The organism is Psychrobacillus sp. FSL K6-2365 (assembly GCF_038003165.1).
In the GTDB taxonomy this organism is placed as follows: Bacteria; Bacillota; Bacilli; order Bacillales_A; family Planococcaceae; genus Psychrobacillus; species Psychrobacillus psychrodurans.
This window is the reverse complement of sequence record NZ_JBBOOO010000001.1, coordinates 241,736-265,369: the sequence shown is the minus strand read 5'-3', so window position 1 is coordinate 265,369 and position 23,634 is coordinate 241,736. Positions and strand designations below refer to the sequence as shown.

The window sequence follows — 23,634 nt, the reverse complement described above, 5'->3', positions numbered from 1 at the left end:
TACCTTAAAGAAATCTTAAATTTTGGAGTGGATATTGGTGTTAAAGGTAAAAATTTTAGTTGTGGATGACGAACAAGCAATTGGTGACATGGTAGATATCATTTTAAGAAAAGAAGGATTTCATCAGATAGATGTATGCACGAGTTTTATCGCTGCCGAAACACTTATCGCACAATATAACTATGACCTATTTATATTCGACATTATGTTACCAGATGGTACTGGACTTGACCTAGCAGAAAAGGTACGTACTAAATCAGATGCACCTATCTTTTTCCTAACAGCAAAAGCAAGTGATGCAGACAAGCTTCGCGGCTTTATGTACGGTGCCGATGATTATATTACAAAACCATTTAACCCTATGGAACTAGCTGCTCGTGTCAAAGTGCAGATGAAACGATATAAATCGCCTTCATCTGCCCCTACATGTAAACAAGTATTTGACTTCGGTCGTTTCCAATTAGATGTCGCTGCAGCTGAATTAACTGTTGCTGGGGATAAAATGAATTTAGCAGGGAAGCTCTTTTACTTACTGCAACTTTTTTGCGAACATCCAGGACAGGTTCTATCCAAGGAACAAATTTATGCTCACGTTTGGGGTGAAGAACATTTTATAGATGACAATACGATAATGGTTCATATCCGAAAACTTCGCGAAAAGATTGAGGTGCAACCTGGTAATCCAAAACTTCTTTTAACTATTCGCGGTATAGGATATAAACTTATAAGTGAGGAACATTAAAATGCGCTTATCTACAAAAATGACTACACGTTTTTTAGCTTATTTTGTTGTTTTTTATGCAGTATTGCTCATTGTATCGATTGGACTTATCGTATATTTTGTTTATGATGTAATGAATAGTAATAGTTATACAGATATTCGTGAATTAGATGCGTTTGAACTTGAGTCAGATTTTACAAAGGATTCAAATGGGACCTATCATTTGTCCCAAGACTTAATTGATTCAGCACATGAAAACAAAGGACTAGTTCAGTTAGTCAATAAAAACGGCAAGGTACTTGCTAGCTCGGAGAAGAGTAGTGATTGTTGCAACAGTTACACTATTTCTCAGTTCGTTGCCATGACAAAAACGAAGGAAGCATTTGTATGGGAGCAGGGTAACGGCTTGTATATTGTGTTTATCGAAAAACATCCTGCAACACAGTTACTTTCTATGATTGTTCAAGAAAACGGGACTGAATTATCGAATAACATACAAAAGAAACTAAAAGAAGCAGATGCCAGTTTTGAAATTTATACGCCAGATGGCAAGCGGGGAAAAGTTGTTTTCGGGCCATCCAATCCTGCTCTTAGTGGGATCGAAATACTAACCAGTTCACATAATTACTCTGAAAGAAAAGAAGTAATTGCCTCTGAGGTATTAGAAGATGGAAACGTTGCTGTTGTCAGAGTCAATAATTCAAACTATAACCCTTTCGAACCTGCATTTGAAGATGGGATGAAAAAGTTTGGGATAGGTCTTCTATTATTTCATCTTATTCTTTTTTTCTTTACTATATTGTTTTCTTTTTGGATCGGAAGTCGATTTGGTCGTCCTGTTTTATACTTTCTTAAGCGTATCGAGAAATTAGCCAAACAAGACTATGAAGTTTTAGATGATCGGAAATTAAGGAATCATAAAACCGGGCGATTAAAACGAAAATATCGTGTGTACGAAGATATTGACCAATCACTCTCCCATTTAGCGTTTACACAGGAAGCAAATGAGCGAAAAATTATGCAAACCGAAAAGTTAAGAGAGGACTGGATTACTGGTCTATCACATGATTTGAAAACACCACTTAGTTCGATCTATGGTTATTCAACCATGCTATCATCTGATAACTACGCTTGGTCAAATGAAGAGGTAAGATCCTTTGCTAAGATAATGCAAGAAAAGTCGACCTATATGAATGCTTTAATAGAAGATTTAACTTACACTTATCAACTAAAAAACAATGCTATCTCTATAGAAAAGATTAATGTTAACTTATTTGAATTTGTAAAAGCCTATTCGTCTAAATCTGTTTGGAAGGATATCCAAGATCCCATAGGAGACGAAGGTGCACAAGTTTATATTGATCCAAAGCTATTTGAACGAGTGCTCGATAATTTAGTAGGAAATGCCATTAAACATACACCGGAAGGAACAAAAGTACTTTTAATAATTGAACAAAATAAAGATAATGTGTTGTTAACTATTAAAGATGAAGGAAAAGGAATTCCGATAGAGGAATTAGAAAATCTATTCAATCGTTACTATCGTGGAACAAATACAACTACTGAAGTTTCGGGAACAGGCCTTGGTCTTGCTATAGCAAAACAACTTGTAGAAGCACATAACGGAGACATTCAGGTAAAATCGAGTGAGTTTGGCACAATTGTAACCATAACATTACCCTCTACAACATAAGAGTATTTTTTAAAAAAAGCGTCTATAAGTCAAAAGTGACTCATAGACGCTTGTTTACTTATAGGTCATCAAATCCATTATCAATGGCATTTACTTTTACGTATTGGCGAGACTTTTGTTCAAAGAAATCTGTTTTTGTTCCATCAATATTATCTGCATACGCACGTATCCATTTCATCGGATTATCCACATATTCGGGATAGATTTCATTAAGCCCAATTAGTCTCAGCATTTTGTTGGCACGGTATTTAATATACCCATGCATTTCTTCTAAATTGATTCCCTCAATATCCGCTAGTACATATTGCGACCACTCTATTTCTAATTCTACGGATTCTTTATATTGCTCGTATACCCATTCAATCATTTCTTCGTTATTCAGTTCTGGGTTTTCAGATAGTGTTGCTCTAAATAGTTCGGATATAAATCGACCATGCTCTAGTTCGTCTCGGTTAATATAGCTGATCATTGTAGAAGTCCCTACCATCTTGTTGTATCTAGCAAGATTATAGAAGTAGGCAAAGCCTGAATAGAAAAATAAACCTTCTAGCAGAGTTGTGTACGTTAGCGTTTTTAATATATTTTCTGTAGTCGGGTTTTCTACGAAGTCATTATAATACTTCGCGATATTTTGATTACGCTTGAGTAAAATTTTGTCGGTTCTTCCAAATTCGAATGCCTTATTTTGTTGATCCAGCGAAACTATAGAAGATAAAACATAGGAATAGCTTTCATTATGTACCGCTTCCTGTTGCGCTATGACTGCCATAATCGATTGAACCGACGAATCGGTTGCGTATAACGACAATAGCAGAGCAGTGCGTGTTTGAGGTGCATCCAATGTTGCAAGCAAGCCAATAATCTTCAAATAAGCATCTTGTTCTGATGTACTAAGGCTCGCGAACTGCTTAATATCGTTTGACATATTGATCTCATCTGCCTGCCAGTAGTTACCTAACAAACGCTTGTACATCTTATGCCAGTGGGGATACGCAATATCGTTCCAATTTAATATTCCACTTGACCTACCATTGAAAATTCCTGTCGATTTATTTGGATTTCTAGGATCTAATGTTTTTGCCTTCTGCATGTTCCAAAACTCCTTCTAACCATTTACTTACCAGCTGCTCCTGGCTACCTCTTGGCGATTGCTCAATTTTTAAACCTGGATAACCACTGTTATAGAAACTAACTAATTTTTCTACAGCATTACAAAACAGTTCATCTCCGCCAAACTGTGTGTCGCCAGAGCCGAATACATAGACATTATTTGGCTTACCTCCAACTTCTTTTGCAAAGTCCTTCATTTCCTCTGGTGTACTTCCCCTATCCCAAGTAAAAGTTCCAATAAAAATAAGATCATATTCAAACAAATTCGGTACCACTCCATAGCCAATGCTATGCATATCTATATCGATATCGCTAGCTTTTAATTGCTCTTTCAATAGTTCCGCGACTTCCTCGGTATTTCCGCTATAGCTTAGATAACAAATGATAGCTTTCATTAGCTTGAACAAGACTCACAATCTATTAATTCTACAGATGTAGAACGAACGTAATAAGTTGTTTTCAGTCCACTATTCCAGGCATCTAAGTGTAAATCTAATAATTCTTTTGCTTTGATCGTATTTTGCACGTATAGGTTTAACGAAACGCCTTGGTCTATATGGCGTCCGCGTGCAGCATTTTGTTTAAGTGTCCAATGCTGATCGATGAAATAGGCTGATTTGTAATACCATGTAGTTTCAGAATTCAAATCTGGTACAGTAACCGGAATTTTATAATCCTTCTTCTCTTCCGAGTAAGACTTTTGGAAAATAGGATCGATACTTGCAGTACTTCCAGCTATGATGGATGTCGACGAATTCGGAGCAACTGCCATTAAATAACCATTGCGTAATCCATTATTACTCACTTGCTCTCGTAGTTCATTCCATGATTCGCTCTCGTACCCGCGCTTGTCAAAATAGACTCCCGTTTGCCAATCCGATCCTTCAAATAATGGATATGCCCCTTTTTCTACTGCAAGCTCCGCAGATGCTTTAATCGTTAAGTATGCAATTTTTTCGTATAATGCATCTGCAAGCTCTACAGCTTCATCTGATTCCCAGCGAATATTCTTAAGTGCGAGTAAATGATGCCATCCAAACGTTCCTAAACCGATCCCTCTGTATCTAGAATTCGTCCGTTCTGCTTGAGGAACTGGAATCATGTTTAGGTCAATCACGTTATCAAGCATTCGAACCTGAATTTTTATAAGCTTTTCCAAAACATCCGCTGGAACTGCTCGTCCTAAATTTATAGACGATAAATTACATACGACAAAGTCCCCTGGCTTACGACGAGTGACAATTATATCGTCCTCTATTTGAATGGACTCGAATGTTGTTGCGCTTTGATTTTGAAAAATTTCTGTACAAAGATTACTACTATAAATCATCCCGGCATGTTTATTTGGATTGCTACGATTGACCTCATCGCGGTAAAACATAAACGGAACACCTGTCTCTAGCTGAGAGCGCATAATTCGCTTCATCAAATCGATAGCAGGAACTGTTTCTCGAGACAAACGATGATCGATTACACATTCCTCATATTTTTGGCGGAAGGAACCATCTCCACGTTTTTCATCATAAAAATCTTCTAACGAATAGCCCTTTAGCTGACGAACTTCTTGCGGGTCAAATAAATGCCATTCCTCTCTAGCATCCACTTTTTCCATAAATAAATCTGGCAAGCACACCCCAGTAAAAATATCGTGAGCTCTCAAGCGTTCATCTCCGTTATTTAAACGTAGATCTAAAAATGTAAAAATATCTTTATGCCAAACATCTAAATAAACAGCCACCGCACCTTGACGCTGGCCAAGCTGATCTACACTTACTGCAGTGTTATTGAGTTGTTTAATCCAAGGAAGTACACCGCTTGAAGCACCAACAAAACCTCTAATGGAAGACCCTCGGCTACGCACCTTACCCATATAAACACCAATGCCGCCACCAAATTTCGAAAGAGTCGCTACATCCGTATTGCTATCGTAGATACCTTGAAGACTATCGTCTACCGTGTCGATAAAACAACTAGAAAGCTGACCATGAGGTTTACCGGCATTTGAAAGTGTTGGTGTTGCTACTGTCATATATAAATTACTCATTGCCCAATATGATTCTTTTATTTTTTCTAAACGATTTTCATGCTCGTCTTTCATAAGTGTCATAGCAATAATAAGCCAACGTTCCTGAGGCAGTTCTACAATTGTTTTATCAAAGTCCTTCGCTACATACCGATCCAGTAGTGTTTTGAGGCCGATATAAGTAAATAAATAATCTCTTTCCTGTACGAGAACTTCAGATAGCTGCTCTAATTCTTGCTGGGAGTATGCTTGTTTAAGACGTTTGTCATAAATTCCTTTTTCACTTAACAGTTGAACATTACTAGCAAATTTTGTATACACTGCATCCGCAGTTGTGCTTCTTCTCTCAGCTACTTGTTCATAAACCTCTGCTAAATGCACTCTTGCTGCTACAAAGGTCCAATAAGTTTCTTGTTCATCTAGAAAACTTAATGCTTCCAGTGACATTGTCTTAGACCAAGCAGCTATTGTACCTTCCGGGTGCTTTTGCATCCATCTTTCATGTGTTTTTATAAGAGGAGCAATTTTTTCCTCCCCAAATTCTTTGATTAGATTATGTAATACTTCTTGTTTAGTAGTGTTTGAGATGATTGTCATTTTGAATTCCTCCTATTTTTTAATTGAATCATTTATGTGGTACTCCCCTTTGAAATAGAGCACAAAAAAGCGATGTCACAGCCATCTTCGGCTGAGACATCGCTCAAAATTAAAAGTGTAGGATACAACAAGACATATCAAGCATTCGAGATATTGGCCTTCGCTCCCACCTCTCAACCCCCGAAGAAAGTGTTGCTTACCGATGAAAAGGCAGGTCTACTGGCTCGTGTTTCACTCTCCTGTTGGCCTTCCCACGATTGCTCGCAGTGGCTATTCCAACAGTCGTCCACACTTACAGTTGCGGGGACAGCTTCGGCATTTTACCGAATTCCCTTTTAAACCATAAAGGTACCTTCTCATCGTTAACATACTATATATTGTGTTTAGTTCATTTATATAATCTAACATATTGTGTTTATAGGAGCAATAGATAATATATTATTAAACAAGAAATCTATAAAAAGTCCCATATGTATAAAATTTCTTCACTATTTTCAAGTGACTAAAATAATATAATATAGCTCCATCATAATATTTCTCATTGTTAAACTACCTACCCTTCCTCTCAGGAGTTTTAAGTATCAAATAGATTCTTTACAGTTCTGACTTCACTTTATACTTCCTTAAAATTAAGTTAATAAGAAAAGGGGAACCTAGAGGTTTTTCAGAGGCTCTTTTGTTATGCAGTTTTATAGATTTTGAGCGTTTATTAATTAAAAGGTATTATTCTAATATGTGTTTTAATTTAATCTATTCTCGTACCGCCAATTAGTCTCTATTATTTATTCTTTATTTCTATTCTGTAGTAAAAATAATGCTAGACCGATTAAGATAAGTACGATACCCATACCTTGTTGTAAAGAAATGACTTCATCAAAATGAAATACGCGAGTATACAGGTTCCAATTGTCTCTCCTAATATACTCATTGAAATAATGGAGGTACTTAGCCATTTCAACAACCAATTGAAAATTGTTTGCCCTAAAATTGTCGCAATAAACGCCAATCCAATAAAGGACCACCATGTTTGTACAGAGTAATTAAAGAAGGGTGTTTGCTGACAAAAAGCAAAAACACCTAAAAGCAATGTACTGCTCCCGTAACTAATAACTGAATATGGGATAAGAGATAGCCTTTTACGTACATGCTGACCAATGAAAAAGTAAGCTGTTATGATGCCTGCCGCAATAAGTGCAAGTATATCGCCAAATAATGCTAGTCCACTAATTTGAAAATCCTGCCATCCAATGACAATACTTCCGGCAATCGCTACAAGAAAGCCCATTATAGCCCCTTTACTGAAACGCTCCTTGAATAAAAAATAACCGCCAATCATCGAAAAGAGTGGTTGTAATGTGACAATAACCGTCGAGCTTGCAACAGATGTGTAATTTAATGATTCAAACCACAATACATAATGTGCTGCTAGAAACGCCCCTGATAATAATCCGAGTCCCCATTGTTTTTTTGATAACAAACGTAATTCTTGTCGGTTCTTTTTATTAACTAATAAAAATGGAAAAAGTATTACAGTTGCAAAAAACATTCGATAAAATGCTGTAATTGTAGCAGGTGCATCTGCTAATTTCACAAAGATAGCTGAAGACGATAATGCGAATACGCCAAAAAATAAGAGTGCGTAAGAAATATGAGGAGATTTCAATTCTGGTCCTCCTAGATAATTATTTACAATAATAAAATTAATTTATTATAATGTACAAGGGTAAGTATAAAATATTTATGTAATTGAAAAAAGTATTATTTCGCTATGTTTAGTATGTCAGCACAAAATGAGTTAAACATACATTATTGTAGAAAGGGGTTTTACTATGAACGATCATCGTCTCGGACAAACCGTATTAAATTATCGTAAAAAGAGTGGTATGACAATTCGTGAGTTCGCTGATTATGCTGGGATTAGCACTTCACTTATTAGCCAAATAGAAAGAGGACAAGCAAATCCATCTTTAAGTGTACTAAAACTAATTGCAAAGGCATTAAATGTACCACTCTTTACCCTCTTCATTAATGAAATTGATACGGATTCGCTCATTTCGAGAAAACATGATCGAAAGAAAGTATATCGTGAGAATAGTGACCATATTGTCTATGATGTGTTAACACCAGATTTCATGAAAGCACATATTGAACTCTTACTAATGGATTTAAATGCACACGCAAGTACTACTGAAAGTCACTATTCACACTATAACCAAGAAGAAATTGCTGTCGTGATGAAAGGACAAGCGTATGTCGAACTGGAAGGCACCGAATACTTTCTAAATGAAGGAGATGTCGTGCGCATTCCACCAAATGTTAAACACCGGTTTTTGAACAAAAGTGATGAATCGAATCATATATTATTCGTCCTAACTCCATCATTAATCTAAATAGCCCATCCCCATGTAAATATTTAAGAAATAGGGATTTCAACCAATAAAAAGGGTAGTTCCAAAAATCGAGCAAATATCGACTTTTGGAACTGCCCCGTAAAAAATCGTTATGCAATCTGGCCTGATTGAATAACATGACCGGTGATTTCACAACTAGGATCCGAACTTTACAGCATTACTTCTTCAACTAAAACGCTTCGTTACTTTAGTAAGAAAAAGACTTTACTCCCTCTTGAAGTAGTCGAGTAGAAGGGAACCTCTCTACCTTACGGTAGATTGTGTTCCACCCCCCTCACAGAACCGTGCTTGCGCTATTTACGCACACGGCTCCTCCAAATCATCCTTCACAAAATGGTGATTCTGCTATCCTCAATAGTTTAGTTTACATTTATTATTTCTACCGCTGTGTGTAGTAAATGTGTCCCTAGTGAGAGTGATCATTTGGTAGCAGCCTTTCCTCCATCGGCATTACCCAACTTCATTGGTACTACGCTGCTATCCGACTCCCTACAACGGCATTTGGTTTCCTTGCTTATTATCGCTTGTACACCATACTCTTCTATAAGAAGAAAAGACCGGTAGGGCCTCCCGAGTTGCCGTATCATATCAATGTGTGACGTGCCAAGGTCTCTGACTCCAGAGAGGTTTTATCCTTCTTGCCTTTAACGATGGATAAAATGTAGCTTTCTGCTGTGCTTAAGGCATCAGCCCTCTCGATTTACTAACATTATGGAGCTCAATCCCTTCAACCAGTTGGCTTTCGGCCCGCCACCTAACTGTCTACGCTTAAAGGCGAATGTTACCATTAGCCCTCCAAGACTCGCTACGAGTGAATGGCTAGTTCTTTCTCGACGGGAATCCCACCCGCTATATGATACGACCTAGGCTCGGCCGCACAAGCACCTGTTAGTTGAATAATATTGCTTTTTGATTAATATCGTTTTTTTAAATTTGGAAATTTATTATTATAAATTTTGTTCCAAATTTTCAAGGCACTTGGATAACAATCATTAATCGAAGGTACTCTACTCCTCGAAAACATTGCACCAAAGACTACATGTATAACTCCAGCTAATTTTTCAACAGATGCAGTTGGTAAGTGCGATACAATGCGACTTATTTCTGGATCATATTCATCCTCAGATGTGTAACTTAAAAGGCACATTGGGTCCCAATCATTAATTACTTCTTTTATAATTTGGTAGTAGTTCATACTATCCCTCATTCAAAATGTATTTATAGTTCGCCTTATTTAGCTAATATGCTTCTTTAGTTCAATAAGAAACCCATTATGGTAACAGTGAAAATAAATAAAGAAACAATAATGAATAAATACCCTTCAAATCTTTTTCGGTCTTTCTGAAGTTCGGATAATCCTGACGCTAACATAAATGTCCCTAAGCACATCATTACAATCGGCATTAAATCAAAATCTCTACTTATCAGACTATAACTTGATAAGGAAAAAGCAATTATTGCAAATACAATTCTAGTTATTTTCATCAAGATATCCCCCCTAAAATTATCTTAGCTTTAATTTCTCTTTTATTACACACTATGGTCGAACTGATACTTAGTTATTATTTAAACTTTTGAAACTTGTTGATTTCAGATACGTATAATAGATAATAAATATTTAGAAAGTTGGTATACTACCATGTTTAAATCAGAAGTAACCAACGGAATTTTATATATCTTATCCTTGTTTGTATTAATGGCCGTATTATTATCCAACGACTTAAACACCACATTTTCTAGAGTATTTGTAATCCTTGTATTATCAGCAATGATTTTAAAAAATATATACAGAGTTATTAAAATCAAGAAACAGAAAGCTGATTAAATTTCGGCTTTTTTACTACGCTTTATATGTCAAATACAAGATAAAAATTCTCATTCTATTATTGAACTAAGCGCTTTAGTTCAATAAAAAAAGGCCTTAACACTACTTGAAGTAAATCACCTGTTAGTTTAGTAAGAACAGAGACGCTTATTAACCATCTTTCTTATTTATTTAAAACAGATAGATATAAGCAATTAGTACGGAAATCCCTATTGATATCATAGCAATACACTTAAAGGTACTTTCCTCTCCTTTAATCAGACCTACTACCCAAATTACAAACCAACCAAATAGTGCTAAAGCGATTCCCAAATCACGTAAGACTTTTATGTCAGATGCTACAACAGAGCCTGTAAGATATACGAGCAAACCAATAAAACCAGGTATAATACCTAAAATAGATAAAGGATTTCTCCATTCTTTTATAAGCTCTATCTGTTTCTTTTTCTCCATTTTTTTGAAGGAATACCAAGAACCCAGACTAGGTATTGTCCATATAAGCACTATATATATAACTTGAATTAGGCTCAATCAATCACCTTTTCCTTTCCCCTCGATTTTCCTTAAACAAAATGCCAGATTGTTGAACAGGTGTTAAACAACCCTTTTCAACTAACCTACTCATTTTCTTTAGTACGTTTGAAGTAAATAGGAATTCCAAAATCATCGTAAAAAACACGCCCTATGTCTATAATTCTATTAAACTAGCAGTAATCCTTTTAATATTACTATTTTAGGGGAAATCAAATTGATACTGTTAAAAGCTTGGGCTTCTTTTGAAGCTGACAAGCGAATAGGGGGCTTTTCGCCACAAACGTTGAAGGCCTACCTGTTAAAGTCTTTGCTACTAATTGATTATTTTAAGGATGTAGAGATGGAATTACTGGATACAAATAAACTGAAAGAGTATCTCGCTGTATCCGGCAAGCATTTAAAACCGGCCAGTCTTGCACACCGTATCCGCTTTATGAAATCATTTTTCGTTGGTCCCATGAAGAAGATTACTTGAGTAAGAATCCAACTTCCAAAAATAAAGAACCCAGTAGGGAAACAAATACTCAAGTATTTAACCGAACGAGAGATTGAACACCTTCGTGAATCCTTTCATTCCCCTATGGAAAAAGCTATTTTTGAATTCATGTTTTCTACCGGATGTTGAATTGGAGAAATAGTTGCTTTGGAAAAGAACCACATTAATTCGTCCAATCAATCCGCAACCGTTAGAGGAAAAGGCGATAAAGAAAGAGAGGTTTATTATAATACACGTTGCGACATATGGTTGAAACGCTATATAGAAAGCCGTGATGATCACAACTCTGCTATTTTTGTAACAGCTAGACAACCACATAAAAAGAGCGTCGCCCAAATGCGATACATCATCAAACGGATCTCCAATCGTGCAGAAATTAATAAAGAGATTCATCCGCACCAACTTAGACACAGCTACGCAACTCATTTGATGAATAATGGAGCTCCTATTGAAGTCATACAAAGCCTTATGGGGCATGAGAAAAGTGAAACCACTAGGATCTACGCTCAGTTAAGCGGAAGACTAAGGAAAGAGTATTATCAGAAGTACTTTTAAATGTAAAAGGAGCAACATCTAAATAGACGTTGCTCTACTTGACTAAATCACCCGATAGTTGAATAAGGTCACAATCGCGTACTTGAAATAACTTACGATAATTTCCTAGTTTGGAAAGAATAACAAGAACTATAAGAATAGATGAAATAAAAGAGTACAGTATTTGAAGTGAACCCGAAAAGTTAGACACTTTATTTAGTTAAGCCGCTTCTATGGTCTGAGTCCGGTATTGTACCGGGCTCAGACCTTTTAATTTTGTCTTGATTCGTTTGTGATTATAGTAATCAATATATTGTTCAAGCTCTTGCTTGAAGTGAGCCATACTTTCAAACTCTTGTAGGTAAAGTAATTCGGATTTTAGTAACCCAAAGAAGTTTTCAATTACCGCATTATCAAGACAATTTCCCTTACGGGACATACTTTGCGTGATCCCATGTGCTTTTAAACTTTTAGAATACTGTTTCATTTGGTAATGCCATCCTTGATCTGAGTGGAGAATTGGAGCGTCTCCATCGTATAAACGCATCAAAGCTTGGTCTAACATCTTCGAAACGAGTGGATATACTGGTCGTGACTCTAGGTTATATGCAATAATTTCGCCATTGAATAAATCAAGTATGGGCGAGAGATAGAGTTTTTCACCAAATAAATGAAATTCAGTCACATCCGTTACCCATTTCTCGTTCGGCTTCGTTGCTACAAAATCACGCTTTAAGATATTAGGCGCAATTTTTCCGACAGGCCCTTTGTACGAACGATATTTCTTCATGCGCACAAGGCATTTTAAACCAAGCTGCTTCATTAAGCGAAGAACCGTTTTGTGATTGATTTGATATCCACGATTGCGCAGTTCGAATGTAATACGACGGTATCCGTATCTACCTTTATGTTCGTGGAAAATCGAAGAGATAACTGATTTTACTTCCTCATACTTATCTCCACGCCCAAAGGTATTTATCCAGTAATAGTAGGTACTACGTGCTATCCCCGCAACTTTGATTAGCTTTTTAACAGCGAATTCTTCCCTTAGTTCATACACTACTTGCGCTTTGTCTTTCGTTGTAGTGCATCCTTTTCCTGAACTAAGGCGTTCAGCTTTTTTAAATAGGCATTCTCCATGCGTAAACGCTCGTTTTCTGCTTGTAATGCTTCAAATGACCCTTCAGTTGGTGTTGCTTTCTTTGTTTCTTTTTTCATAGATGGACGCCCCTTTGTTTTTGATTCTAGGGCGTCTACTCCAGCTTTTTCGAGTGTGTTTTTCCATTTTGTAATCGTATAAGGAGAAAGGATTTTAAAAATGGCAGCAGTTTCATACAAAGACGTCCTATGTTCGTTCATATAATTTAGTACGTTTAGTTTAAACTCTGCACTATAATTTGTATAGCTTTTCATAAGCCCATCTATCCCATGTTGCTTGTAGAGCATCACCCACTTAACTACTGTTGATTGAACCGTGCCAATTTGTTTGGCAATTGTCTTATATCCACCTTCGTTGTTCAAATAGCTCTGTACTGCAAATAATTTTTCTTCAAATGTAAATTTAGACATAAAAAAATACACCTCCAATTGTTAGATTGTGTCTAACAATTGGGGTGCACTTCAATTGTGACGATGTCATGATCCTGTACTCTTTTTTTAATTAATGCAGTCGACCTGCATGAGCTATCCTATTGTCATTTTCTATTTTTGACAAGGAAGAAAGTGCAGATTCATTGAATCCCTTAACAAGGAGCCATACAGCTAAAATCATTTCAAATGCTGCTATTGGAAGCGCCATAATACCCCAAGCAGAAAGTTGTTCAACTACACCGAACAGTACTAATAGGGCATTAATGAATACCATCACCGCTCCTGACATACCCAAAATGGATAAAGGTCTGGGTACAAGCTTTAATTTATAAAATATATAACTATACATGATTGTGTTGATGCCTAACATGAATAGTGGTCCTAGCATAAACGTCCAGTCATGTATAGCTTTTAATAATGTTCCCGAAGCTTGATAAGAGCTAGCGTCTGCGACTCCAGCTGTTACGAAGTTCTGGCTTAATGTCAATAGAGACAGTACGCTAATTATACCAATAGTGATTATAACCGCTTCAAGAAACCTAAAGTAAACATGCCAAAGAGCTATAGTTTCATTATACTTTCTTAAAATTGGAAACATTGTCGTCGCCGTTCCAATCACTGATACGACAAGAATTAACTCCAAAAGTGCTCCTAGTGTCACCTGATTGGCATTTTCGGAACCCTTAATCAAGTAATCGGAACTGTTTAGGATAGGATCGTACAACAAAAGGCCAATTACCGCCGAAAGCGCTGCTAATAAAAATAGTACCCCCACAATCTTTGCTGCTTTCTGATTTGAACTCATTTTTTTATCCCCTTTTTTAATATTCATAAACGATAAGGAAAAACGATCATTGTTTTTTCAAGTTTGTGGTGTCCCCATAAAAGAAAACCTCTTCCAATGGCAAGTTAAAGGCTAAGGAAATGCGAAAGGCCAGTTCTAGTGATGGCGAATAATTTCCTTTCTCGAGAGCCACGATAGTTTGTCTTGTAACACCCGCCTTGTCAGCTAATTGCTGCTGGGTCATTTCATCATGGTTAAAGCGTAATTTTCGGATGTGATTGCCGACAAGATTTTTGCTCATATTAGACACCTTTCCGATAGTAATATAGCTTAGATAAAGAGCCAACCACATCTGAGATGAATCCTGAAGCAATTAGAATAATAAACATCATCTGTGACCACTGCTCAATAAATAACGATCCCATTGCAATAACAAAACCGATGATAAATACAAAGAAAGAGTTTCGATGTGCTTTCAAGTCAATTAATTTATCCAACTCATCTGCGAATGCTGGTTCTTTTTCTCTTGTTGTAATTCTAAACAAAATGTTAAATATAATGCTAATTACGATGTGTGCTACTATAGAGACCACAGTTAAGATGAGAATGAAGAAACCCCAATAGCGAAAGGTATCGGACGAGTCTAGCCCCCCTTCTGGATAATGCGGATACATATACAAGCAGAAGGATATAAAAATGAAAATAGCGCTGAATAACGAGACGATACTTTTCTTTTCTTGATAGGTCATGCTTACATACCCCCTTTAAAATTAAGTAAGTGCTGTTTTACATATTGTATTGTATGCTAAACATTATGTAAGGTTGACTATACATGACATAAAATTTATTAAATGAATAATGAGCGAGTATAAATGAAGATCCAACCGGTTAGGAAAACTTAAAAATGAACTAAGACATAAATGATTTTCTGAACTTCATAGCATCAAAAAAAGCAATGCTAAGAGACAGCAATGCTTTTTTAAAAAAATATATTCCAAGCGATTTAGATTTCTCTTGTTCAACTAAATGCACCGTTAGTTTAAGTGTAATGTTTCACAAACTTTCTCCCTACACTCCATATTAAGATATAATCACTTTGAAAAAAGCACTGCCAGCGGCAATGCTTTTTTCTATATTTTGTATCGCTCCTCGGACACGGATCACTTTATCAAATTCATTATTTACATAAATACAATAACGGCCAGAATCGCCGCTAAAATAAGGCGATAAATTGCAAATGGCATTAATTTAACGCGCGAAATTAATTTCAGGAAGAACTTAATAGAAATAAGGGCGAACACAAACGCACTAATAAATCCTACAACGTAAAAACTTAAATGGTTCATATCAATGTCTTCCCAGTTTTTAACAACAGATATTAGACTTGCTCCAGCCATTATCGGCACAGCCATTATAAATGTAAAATCTGCTGCTGTTTTATGGCTCATTCCAAATAATACCCCGCCAGATATGGTTGCTCCTGAACGAGAGAAGCCAGGCCATAAAGAAAGACATTGCACTAACCCTACCTTAAAAGCCTTTGCATATGTAATTTGGTCCAAGCTTACGATAGAAGGTTTTTTAGGCCCAAACTTATCTGCAACAATCATTAAAATAGAGCCCGCTACAAGACTAAATATTACTGTTTCTACTCCAAATAAATTTTTATCTATAAAGTCTTCTAATAAAACTCCTAATACTCCTGCTGGAATAATACCAACAATAACGTGTAGTAAATTGAACTGCTTACTCGACTCTTCTGTATCTATTTTGTATAACCCGACTAAACTAAATAATCGTTTCCACATAACCACTACTACAGCTAAAATTGATCCTAATTGGACTACAATTTTAAACGTATTAGCAGAATACTTCCCTAAAAACTCCTCTGTTTTCAACCACATATCATCGACAATAATCATATGACCTGTAGATGAAACCGGTGCAAACTCTGTCATTCCCTCAACAAACCCTAGTATAAGTGCTTTTAATAGCTCTAAAAATTCCATATAATCTCCTTAATCTCGTTTTTTAAAATACCAAATAAGAAATGCAATACCACAAATAGCTATAAGTGCGTACACAATGTTAGAGTAAATATCCATATACCCAACAATTTCATCCCAATTATCTCCTACCGCTGCTCCTACCGAAACTAATACCGTATTCCATATTAATGTTCCAAGTGTCGTAAATAGAAGAAATAATCCAAACTTCATATTCGACATCCCCGCAGGTATCGATATAAGACTTCTTACAAGTGGTATCAATCTTCCAAAAAACACTGCCCAGACTCCGTATTTATCGAACCAAGCATCAGCTTTGTGTATGTCCTTGATAGTTAATCTTAAGAATTTCCCGTACTTCCCAATGATTTTCTCCAAACGCTCAACATCTAACAGTGTCCCGATACAGTACAAAATAGCTGCACCAATGACAGAACCTGCCGTGGAAGCAATAATAATACCAAGCTTCGTCATGCTAGTAGTCGTCGTCATAAATCCTCCAAGTGTTAAAATCACTTCAGATGGAATTGGGGGAAACATATTTTCTGCCAAAATTAATAAAAATACTCCTAGATAACCAAACTGATTCATCCAGTCTGTAATCCATGCTTCCATTATACTTCCACATCCTCTAACTTAATGTTTACTGACCATAGCTCTGATTGACTACCTAACCTTATAGGCGGTCCCCAAAAGCCAAACCCAGAAGATACAATGGCATGTAAACTTCCTTTACATCTGTACCCATAATCTAATTCAAATATCCTTCTCGTAAATAAATGGTTTGGCCACATTTGTCCTAAATGCGTATGACCAGACACATGGAAATCTACCTTTTCCTTCTCAGGTATCAGTAAATTAGATGGTGTATGATCCATAACAAACCAAGGTAGATCTCTTTCTTCTGGAGATAATTCAGATAATTGCTTTCTGTTTTTATTCGTCAAGTCTTCACGACCTGTCAAATAGAACGAATCTGCTACTAAAATAGTTTCATCTAATAACATACGGACATTCGATGCTTCCATCTCTTCTACTAATAGAGGAATCTTTTTTCCATAATACTCATGATTTCCAAGCACCCCATATATACCATACGTAGACTCGAGTTGTTTCATCACTTCGGACATGCCATTTTGAACAAACCAAATAGGATCATCGTCGACTAAATCTCCTGCTAATAATATTAAATCCGGCTTCTCTGCATTTGCTTTTTTCACAAAGCGACTTAAATGCGCCTTATTGGATAATAAACCAAGGTGGAAATCAGATGCAACCACTACTTTAACAGATTCTAGCTTAGATCCTTTTTTCGGCATTACAATAGAAAGTTCTCGAACAACAGGTGTGTATGCATTATAGGTCCCAAATATTAATATAAAGAGGAAAATCAGGAAAACCGTCCACCCTATTAAGTTCAAAGAAGATGGGAAGATCCACAGTAGTAAAGTAGCGATTGGAAAAAGGATAATCCCGTACTGCATGACAATAAACCAGTAGGATCCTATTATACTAAATAGCCGTAGCTTATGACTGAATCTCCCAATAACAAAGCCAAAAGCAATTAGTCCCCAGACAACACCAAATAACCAACTATTTATAGGAAAGTAAAGTTCTAACCACTTGGAAATGCCCCAGCCAAAGTAAAAGACAATGGCAGAATATAAGAGGATCGCTACTATTGCTCCAATAATTCTTTTCATGTATCAGTTCTCCAATGTATGTATTTTTAACTCAACAAAGTATCAGGTACTACACTAATTCATTACTTTTCCATAAGTATAGCAGATTTTGTCTTAGTACTCCTAAGCCTCTAGACTGATAGGAAAATCAATTCTAAGCCCGTTTGGATTAGTTTCTAGAATTGGTAAGCTTGTAATACAAACGAGAGGAGGAACAAATATATGAAAAAATTTGGTTTATTAACATTAGGAATTATTGCAGGGATTGTAGCATTAGCTAACTTAGGTTCACTTTTAGCTCTTGGAGTTTCAGCTGCAGTTGTCTTTGCAGGGGTACATTTTTACTTGAAGAGTGATTCAACCTTTTTGAAAATCTTTTGGGCAAGCGTGGGTATCGTTGGTTTAATCACTGCAGTTGTAAACGTACCTGCATTTTTCGCTATCTTAGCAATTCTAGCAGTTTGGTATGTAGTGAAAAAATGGAACAACGAAACACTAAGCTTTTCATCACCAATCGTTAAAACAGACGACCCATTTGTAAACTTTGAAAAACAATGGAATGAGCTTTCAAAATAAGGAGGAAACTAACATGACATCATTATTAAACAGATTAAAATATTCAATAGAAGCAGACTTACACAAGTTATTTGATAAAAAAGAAGAAAAAAACCCGATTGCAATGCTAAACCAATATATTCGTGAAGCAGAAAAACAAACCGAACAAACCGGTAAATGGTTAGAGCGCCAAGGAAACCTAAAGCAAGAATTAGAAAAAGAACTAACCGAAACTATGCAAATGGTTGAAAAACGTAAAAATCAAGTAAACCTTGCAACTAACAGCGGTGAGGAAGACCTAGCTGCTTTCGCTTTAGCGGAAGTAAACGCATACGAGGAACGTGCCGCTGTATTACAAAATAGCATTCATCAAACAACAGAAGAGCTTTTCGGATTAGAACGTAAATACGAAGAGATGAAACATAAAATCAAAGACATGAAAGTTCGCCAATTGCAATTGATGGGCAAAGAGAATGTAACTCGTGCTCACCATCAAATGGATCGTATTTTACAGCCTGAGCAAAAAGAAAAGAATTTCGGCACATTTGAAGACATGGAACAATACATCGAACGTCTTGGAACAAAGATCGAAAAAGAGCATGAAATCACTTCAATGGAACAACGTTTAGAAATGTTAGAAAAAAACGCACAAACTAAAGCAGAAATTGTGTAAACTAGAAGAAAGGCGCAGGACGCGTTCTGCTGCGAAAAGCACTGGAAGGCTTGAAGTAAAGGCTCCCTTTACTTTTCAGTAAGTCTGAAGTGATCGAGCAGCTGGTGTCTGGAGCTAGACAGATAGAAAGATTAGCGGGTTATAGAGGAGGAGGCACTTGCCTTCTCCTTACTAATCTTTATCCCAGTTAAACATCCTGGGTCAACAGATCAGTTATCAATCAGGCATTGCCGCACGATGCGGTGTTATTTGACTTAGATTAATTTTACAATCAGCGGGAGGTGAAGAAACCCCCACTGATGGAAGCTTCACCTTATGCGAAGAAGGAGGAATACTCGTTATGAAAGAAAACCAGACAAACAGATTAGCTTTTATACTCATTTGTTTTGTTTTCCTTATGTTCATAGAGGCTACAATTTTTGGAAACGGCAGTATTGTATTAGTTCTTCTTGGCATTGGGATGATGTATTTTAGCATGCGAAAACGAACTCGCTTTTTATTTTGGACCGGATTTATCTTTTTGATCATTGCTGTTTTTTCTATGTGGAGCTTGAGACTCCTACTACTAGCTATAATGGGTTATATTTTGTTCAAATTATGGAAAAATGAACCCATTCAAAAAATGGTACGTCCATTTGACACCGTATATAAAGAAACTCCAAATAGTATTATTCAAAATAAGTTATTTTCTTCTCAAACGACTCCATTTAACGCTTACGAGTGGCAAGATGTCCACGTGCAAAGCTTTTATGGAGAACAAGTAATTGATGTAACACAAACAGTTTTGCCAAAGGGTACATCCTTCGTTTCTATTCGTCAGTCCCTTGGGAAAGTGACCATCTATGTACCATATGAAATTCCAGTAAGGATACATTACGCAACCGTTATTGGAGAAGCAGATATTTTTGGTCGCGGTGTACAACGATTATGGAACCAATCTGTCTTAGTGAAAGATGGTTATTTAGAGGATGTCACATACGCTTCTGAATTAGTTATTACCGTATCTACATGGATTGGGGATATTGAGGTGATCCGTAAATGAAGATTGTTTTTGGGCAAGGTCTCTCTATTTTTACCATTTTACTTACACTGGCAGCACTTCTACTCTATGCACTATGGGGATGGCCAAATGAAGATGCCTGGTGGTCCCTACTAGAAATAAAGTATGCAGAGGTTCCTTTTGGAGCATGGATTATTATCATTCTTGCAATTATGAGTTTTAGTTTTTCAATGAACACACTACAAAAGGTTCGAGATCAGGAAAAAAAGATTGATACTAGCCTACGCCCTTTGCTGGAGGCAGAAACATTTACACCAGCGAAGAAAAAGTATACCTATTCAAAGCGATTACATGTTACAACAACTCAATTAGAGCAACTTATCGTAACACAGCGTAAGACACTGCAGCGTATTACGAATGAAAAAGCGGAGGCTCAAGATAAGCTTATTCAGGAACGGATTGTGCAAGAAAGGCAACGATTAGCTAGAGAGCTACATGATTCCGTGTCTCAGCAATTGTTTGCTGCATCCATGCTATTATCCGCTATGGTGGAAATTGAAGAAACTCAGCATGAAAAAGCTCCAAAAACATTGCTACAAACTGAAAAAATTGTACAGCAGGCTCAATTAGAAATGCGCGCATTATTACTGCATCTCCGACCTGCAGCCTTACATGATAAAACGTTAAAAGAAGGTTTAGAAGAGTTACTTATGGAATTACAGGAAAAGGTATTTTTCACGATTCGTTACCGCTTGGAAGACGTTCCTTTATCAAAAGGTGCTGAGGATCATTTGTTCCGCATTGCACAGGAAACGTTATCCAATACACTGCGGCATGCAAATGCTACTGAAGTCGATATATTATTCGTTGAACGAGATAATCTTGCTATCTTCCGCGTTCAAGACAACGGTGTTGGATTTGAACATGTAGATTCCAAAAACGGTTCTTATGGATTGCAAAGTGTACAGGAACGGGCTGTTGAAATCGGCGCAATAAGTAAAATTGTTTCTGTTCCTTCTCAAGGCACAATTGTTGAGGTAAAGCTGCCAATTGAAAAAACAGATATTGAAAAAATTCAGTTAGAGAAAGGAGTGCGAGAGAATGATTCGAATCTTATTAGCGGATGATCATGAAATGGTACGCATCGGCGTTTCCGCATACTTGCAGGCACAGCCGGATATGGAAGTAGTAGCAGAAGCTATTAATGGAAAAGAAGCAGTGAACATGGCTCTTGAGCATAGACCAGATATAATTTTAATGGATATGGTTATGCCGATAATGAGTGGGGCAGAAGCTACACGTGAAATTGTTCAACAATGGCCTGAAGCAAAAGTAATGATTGTCACAAGCTTTATTGATGATGACAAAGTGTACCCTGCACTCGAAGCTGGCGCTATCAGTTATTTATTAAAAACTTCCAAAGCCTCTCATATTGCTGACTCTATTCGTAAAACATTAAACGGAGATGCGGTGTTAGAGCCCGAAGTAACCAATAAAATGATGAAACGTATGCGCCAAGGCTCGGACCATGCTCTTCATGATGATCTAACAGACCGAGAACATGAAGTACTGCTACTCATGGCTGAGGGCAAAACAAATCAAGACATAGCCGACACTCTCTTTATAGCATTGAAAACAGCCAAAACACATGTCAGCAATATTTTATCGAAGCTCGAGGTAAGCGACCGCACACAAGCCGTTATCTATGCATTTGAACATAAACTGGTTCCCACAAAAAAATAACTTATTCGTTCGCGTCATCATATGCTACTAAGAAAAGCGCAAGCGCCTATGGCAGCCTTGACAAGCGCTGGAAGAATTTCACGTAAAGGCGTCCTTTGCCTTTGCTGAAACTCTGAAGCGACTCGAGGGGCTAGGCGCTGGAGCTGGACAATAAAGCTAAAAAGACAGCATAAAGGATGTTAGTGCGCATGAATCCACCACTAGACCCTATTGAGCCGGAGAACGAGGAAACGACTAACCTAGCTGCAAAGGTTGGATTTTTAGGAACTGTTATTGTAACAATTGGGTACATTATTGAAACCATTGGCGAAGGCATCGCCCTTTCCGAACTAGCACAGGAAGAAAAGAATATTGAACAAAAAAAGCAAGTAAATCAACAGCAATTATCAGACATACAAAGTAAATTGGATTATTTAATAAAAGAAATAGATACGATGAAAAAAAAGGATGACCATTTCAGAAGATGGTGATCCTTTTTTACATTGACTTGTTTAGCTGGCTTTTTCCCACTGAAATCTCTCGCAACCAATTTTTTACTTCTTCATTTGTTCGAAGATAATGCACTTTTGTGCCATAAACTTCAAATTTTTGTATGAACTCCGGTTTCATTTGTTCTTCGAAGTATCTATTCCACCGAAACATCTTCCAGAATATAGTTAGGGTCGGTTTATAATTTACCTTTTCTATTTTTAGAAGCTGACGGATGTATCGTCTTATAATGCGCCATGTTCTTTTGTTCACGGGGATGTCTAAAAAAATAATTTGATCGGCTACTAGTAATGCCTCGTCAGTCCAATTGATATGAACGCCCTCTATTACCCATTTACTTTGCTGTACTGCATCACTAAATAATTCATTTCTGACATCCATTTCATTTCTAACGTCACCCGTTGGCTGATGATTCCATACAAAATTATCGGTTTCGAAGTGCGGAACTTGAAGCTCAGCAGCAACTTTACGAGCTAGTGTAGTTTTGCCACTCCCCACTGACCCTACAATGTAAATTTTCATCATTACGCACTTGTAGCACGGTTCAATGCGTGGATTATCCCCGCATGAACTCCCTCATGCCAAACTATGAATTGCACTAGTGCCTCTACTGTATTCATTTCATGTAGGTTCCCGATTGACATGGACTCTATTAGAAAATTAGATAAATTGTTGTCTAGCACTGCTTTTATCCGCTCTGTTTGTTCCTGTAAAGCACTGACTAATTCATTTGAAGTAGGAGGCTCAATACCCCATTCACTTGGTTTTGTTCCAGGGACGAATAGAGTTAGCCATTCTGGATGAACAATTTCATACGAAGGAATTGCCTTTTTCGTTAGCATCTCTGAATTTACAAAAATATGACCTACATTCCAACGAATAGTGTTATTGAAACCAGGTGGTTGTATATCCCATGCGACATCTTTCACCTGTTTAATCCTACCTAATGTATATATTCGTGCAAAATTAAATTGACCCAACGTTTCCATTTTCTCATCCCCATTCTTCATTTCAATATGTATATAACAGATTAGTACCTATCTAAAATATACCATAGATATCATGGGTTTCGATTTTAAACAATGTCTGAGCCCAAGCAACAAAGGAGCACCTAACAGTGGATGTTCAGTCGGTTGGAAAAATAGGACTGCATTTTTATAAAAAAAAC

The 23,634-nt window shown here is 36.8% G+C and carries 23 protein-coding genes, 3 pseudogenes and 1 riboswitch; of the genes and pseudogenes, 10 read left to right on the top strand and 16 right to left on the bottom strand.

Annotated features, from left to right (window positions below; translation table 11 throughout):
• The first annotated feature begins 37 nt into the window (after positions 1 to 37).
• The gene (locus tag MKY29_RS01335; RefSeq protein WP_445677858.1) at positions 38 to 742 is read left to right on the top strand and encodes a response regulator transcription factor; all 705 of its coding nucleotides are present in this window, start codon (positions 38 to 40) and stop codon (positions 740 to 742) included.
• 1 nt (position 743) lies between these two features.
• Positions 744 to 2,414, top strand: coding sequence for a sensor histidine kinase (locus tag MKY29_RS01330; RefSeq protein ID WP_340878766.1), 1,671 nt, complete (start codon positions 744 to 746; stop codon positions 2,412 to 2,414).
• Positions 2,415 to 2,472: 58 nt separating this feature from the next.
• Here the strand turns inward: MKY29_RS01330 and MKY29_RS01325 are convergent, their stop codons facing one another.
• The 4 genes and pseudogenes from MKY29_RS01325 to MKY29_RS01310 all read right to left on the bottom strand — a co-directional run bounded on the left by MKY29_RS01325 (position 2,473) and on the right by MKY29_RS01310 (position 7,807).
• The gene (locus tag MKY29_RS01325; RefSeq protein WP_090569883.1) at positions 2,473 to 3,504 is read right to left on the bottom strand and encodes a ribonucleotide-diphosphate reductase subunit beta; all 1,032 of its coding nucleotides are present in this window, start codon (positions 3,502 to 3,504) and stop codon (positions 2,473 to 2,475) included.
• On the bottom strand, positions 3,476 to 3,919 hold the full coding sequence (locus MKY29_RS01320) for a flavodoxin (RefSeq protein ID WP_340878765.1): 444 nt from the start codon (positions 3,917 to 3,919) through the stop codon (positions 3,476 to 3,478). Before MKY29_RS01320 ends, MKY29_RS01325 begins: the two co-directional genes overlap by 29 nt.
• Positions 3,919 to 6,144, bottom strand: coding sequence for a ribonucleoside-diphosphate reductase subunit alpha (locus tag MKY29_RS01315; protein ID WP_340878764.1), 2,226 nt, complete (start codon positions 6,142 to 6,144; stop codon positions 3,919 to 3,921). Before MKY29_RS01315 ends, MKY29_RS01320 begins: the two co-directional genes overlap by 1 nt.
• Before the next feature lie 192 nt (positions 6,145 to 6,336).
• A riboswitch (cobalamin riboswitch) is annotated at positions 6,337 to 6,515 on the bottom strand.
• Between the two features lie 411 nt (positions 6,516 to 6,926).
• A pseudogene (locus MKY29_RS01310) lies at positions 6,927 to 7,807 on the bottom strand (DMT family transporter).
• 105 nt (positions 7,808 to 7,912) lie between these two features.
• On the opposite strand from MKY29_RS01310, the pseudogene MKY29_RS01305 reads away from it, so the two are divergent.
• A pseudogene (locus MKY29_RS01305) lies at positions 7,913 to 8,534 on the top strand (helix-turn-helix domain-containing protein).
• A 934-nt stretch (positions 8,535 to 9,468) separates the two neighbouring features.
• Here MKY29_RS01305 and MKY29_RS01300 read toward each other — a convergent pair.
• The 3 genes from MKY29_RS01300 to MKY29_RS01290 form a co-directional block, all read right to left on the bottom strand.
• Positions 9,469 to 9,750, bottom strand: a complete 282-nt coding sequence (locus MKY29_RS01300; protein ID WP_340878762.1) for a hypothetical protein — start codon at positions 9,748 to 9,750, stop codon at positions 9,469 to 9,471.
• A gap of 56 nt (positions 9,751 to 9,806) precedes the next feature.
• Positions 9,807 to 10,040, bottom strand: a complete 234-nt coding sequence (locus MKY29_RS01295; protein WP_340878761.1) for a DUF3953 domain-containing protein — start codon at positions 10,038 to 10,040, stop codon at positions 9,807 to 9,809.
• 511 nt (positions 10,041 to 10,551) lie between these two features.
• A complete protein-coding gene (locus tag MKY29_RS01290) occupies positions 10,552 to 10,833 on the bottom strand; it encodes a hypothetical protein (protein WP_340878760.1) in 282 nt (93 codons plus the stop codon).
• A 295-nt stretch (positions 10,834 to 11,128) separates the two neighbouring features.
• On the opposite strand from MKY29_RS01290, the pseudogene MKY29_RS01285 reads away from it, so the two are divergent.
• Positions 11,129 to 11,965: pseudogene (locus MKY29_RS01285) on the top strand (tyrosine-type recombinase/integrase).
• A 199-nt stretch (positions 11,966 to 12,164) separates the two neighbouring features.
• On the opposite strand, the gene MKY29_RS01280 reads toward MKY29_RS01285, so the two are convergent.
• The 7 genes from MKY29_RS01280 to MKY29_RS01250 form a co-directional block, all read right to left on the bottom strand.
• A protein-coding gene (locus MKY29_RS01280; RefSeq protein WP_340878759.1) for an IS3 family transposase occupies positions 12,165 to 13,513 on the bottom strand; the annotation gives its coding sequence in 2 pieces (ribosomal slippage) (positions 12,165 to 13,060 and positions 13,060 to 13,513; 1,350 coding nt in all).
• Between the two features lie 91 nt (positions 13,514 to 13,604).
• Positions 13,605 to 14,339, bottom strand: a complete 735-nt coding sequence (locus tag MKY29_RS01275; protein WP_340878758.1) for a DUF4386 domain-containing protein — start codon at positions 14,337 to 14,339, stop codon at positions 13,605 to 13,607.
• A 46-nt stretch (positions 14,340 to 14,385) separates the two neighbouring features.
• Positions 14,386 to 14,619: a helix-turn-helix domain-containing protein gene (locus MKY29_RS01270; protein WP_090569905.1), complete on the bottom strand. Its 234-nt coding sequence runs from the start codon at positions 14,617 to 14,619 to the stop codon at positions 14,386 to 14,388.
• A gap of 1 nt (position 14,620) precedes the next feature.
• On the bottom strand, positions 14,621 to 15,067 hold the full coding sequence (locus MKY29_RS01265; RefSeq protein WP_340878757.1) for a hypothetical protein: 447 nt from the start codon (positions 15,065 to 15,067) through the stop codon (positions 14,621 to 14,623).
• A 432-nt stretch (positions 15,068 to 15,499) separates the two neighbouring features.
• The gene (locus MKY29_RS01260; protein ID WP_340878756.1) at positions 15,500 to 16,327 is read right to left on the bottom strand and encodes an undecaprenyl-diphosphate phosphatase; all 828 of its coding nucleotides are present in this window, start codon (positions 16,325 to 16,327) and stop codon (positions 15,500 to 15,502) included.
• A gap of 9 nt (positions 16,328 to 16,336) precedes the next feature.
• Positions 16,337 to 16,939: a DedA family protein gene (locus MKY29_RS01255; RefSeq protein WP_090569914.1), complete on the bottom strand. Its 603-nt coding sequence runs from the start codon at positions 16,937 to 16,939 to the stop codon at positions 16,337 to 16,339.
• On the bottom strand, positions 16,939 to 18,027 hold the full coding sequence (locus MKY29_RS01250; protein ID WP_340878755.1) for a metallophosphoesterase: 1,089 nt from the start codon (positions 18,025 to 18,027) through the stop codon (positions 16,939 to 16,941). Before MKY29_RS01250 ends, MKY29_RS01255 begins: the two co-directional genes overlap by 1 nt.
• Before the next feature lie 201 nt (positions 18,028 to 18,228).
• Here MKY29_RS01250 and MKY29_RS01245 point away from each other — a divergent pair, with 201 nt between their 5' ends.
• From MKY29_RS01245 to MKY29_RS01220, 6 genes are all read left to right on the top strand, one after another.
• Positions 18,229 to 18,582 (top strand): lmo0954 family membrane protein, encoded by a 354-nt coding sequence (locus tag MKY29_RS01245; protein WP_090569920.1) that lies wholly within the window; start codon positions 18,229 to 18,231, stop codon positions 18,580 to 18,582.
• 13 nt (positions 18,583 to 18,595) lie between these two features.
• Positions 18,596 to 19,234 carry a PspA/IM30 family protein gene (locus MKY29_RS01240; protein ID WP_090569923.1) on the top strand — a complete coding sequence of 213 codons (639 nt, stop codon included), beginning with the start codon at positions 18,596 to 18,598 and terminating at the stop codon, positions 19,232 to 19,234.
• Positions 19,235 to 19,574: 340 nt separating this feature from the next.
• Complete coding sequence (gene liaF, locus MKY29_RS01235; RefSeq protein WP_090569926.1) at positions 19,575 to 20,276, top strand: cell wall-active antibiotics response protein LiaF; 702 nt, start codon at positions 19,575 to 19,577, stop codon at positions 20,274 to 20,276.
• Complete coding sequence (locus tag MKY29_RS01230; protein ID WP_090569929.1) at positions 20,273 to 21,361, top strand: sensor histidine kinase; 1,089 nt, start codon at positions 20,273 to 20,275, stop codon at positions 21,359 to 21,361. Before liaF ends, MKY29_RS01230 begins: the two co-directional genes overlap by 4 nt.
• A complete protein-coding gene (locus MKY29_RS01225) occupies positions 21,336 to 21,977 on the top strand; it encodes a response regulator transcription factor (protein ID WP_090569931.1) in 642 nt (213 codons plus the stop codon). Before MKY29_RS01230 ends, MKY29_RS01225 begins: the two co-directional genes overlap by 26 nt.
• Positions 21,978 to 22,165: 188 nt before the next feature.
• The gene (locus MKY29_RS01220; RefSeq protein WP_090569933.1) at positions 22,166 to 22,447 is read left to right on the top strand and encodes a hypothetical protein; all 282 of its coding nucleotides are present in this window, start codon (positions 22,166 to 22,168) and stop codon (positions 22,445 to 22,447) included.
• Positions 22,448 to 22,454: 7 nt separating this feature from the next.
• Here the strand turns inward: MKY29_RS01220 and MKY29_RS01215 are convergent, their stop codons facing one another.
• Positions 22,455 to 22,988 carry an AAA family ATPase gene (locus tag MKY29_RS01215; protein ID WP_340878753.1) on the bottom strand — a complete coding sequence of 178 codons (534 nt, stop codon included), beginning with the start codon at positions 22,986 to 22,988 and terminating at the stop codon, positions 22,455 to 22,457.
• 2 nt (positions 22,989 to 22,990) lie between these two features.
• On the bottom strand, positions 22,991 to 23,455 hold the full coding sequence (locus MKY29_RS01210) for a DinB family protein (protein WP_340878752.1): 465 nt from the start codon (positions 23,453 to 23,455) through the stop codon (positions 22,991 to 22,993).
• Positions 23,456 to 23,634: the final 179 nt, after the last annotated feature.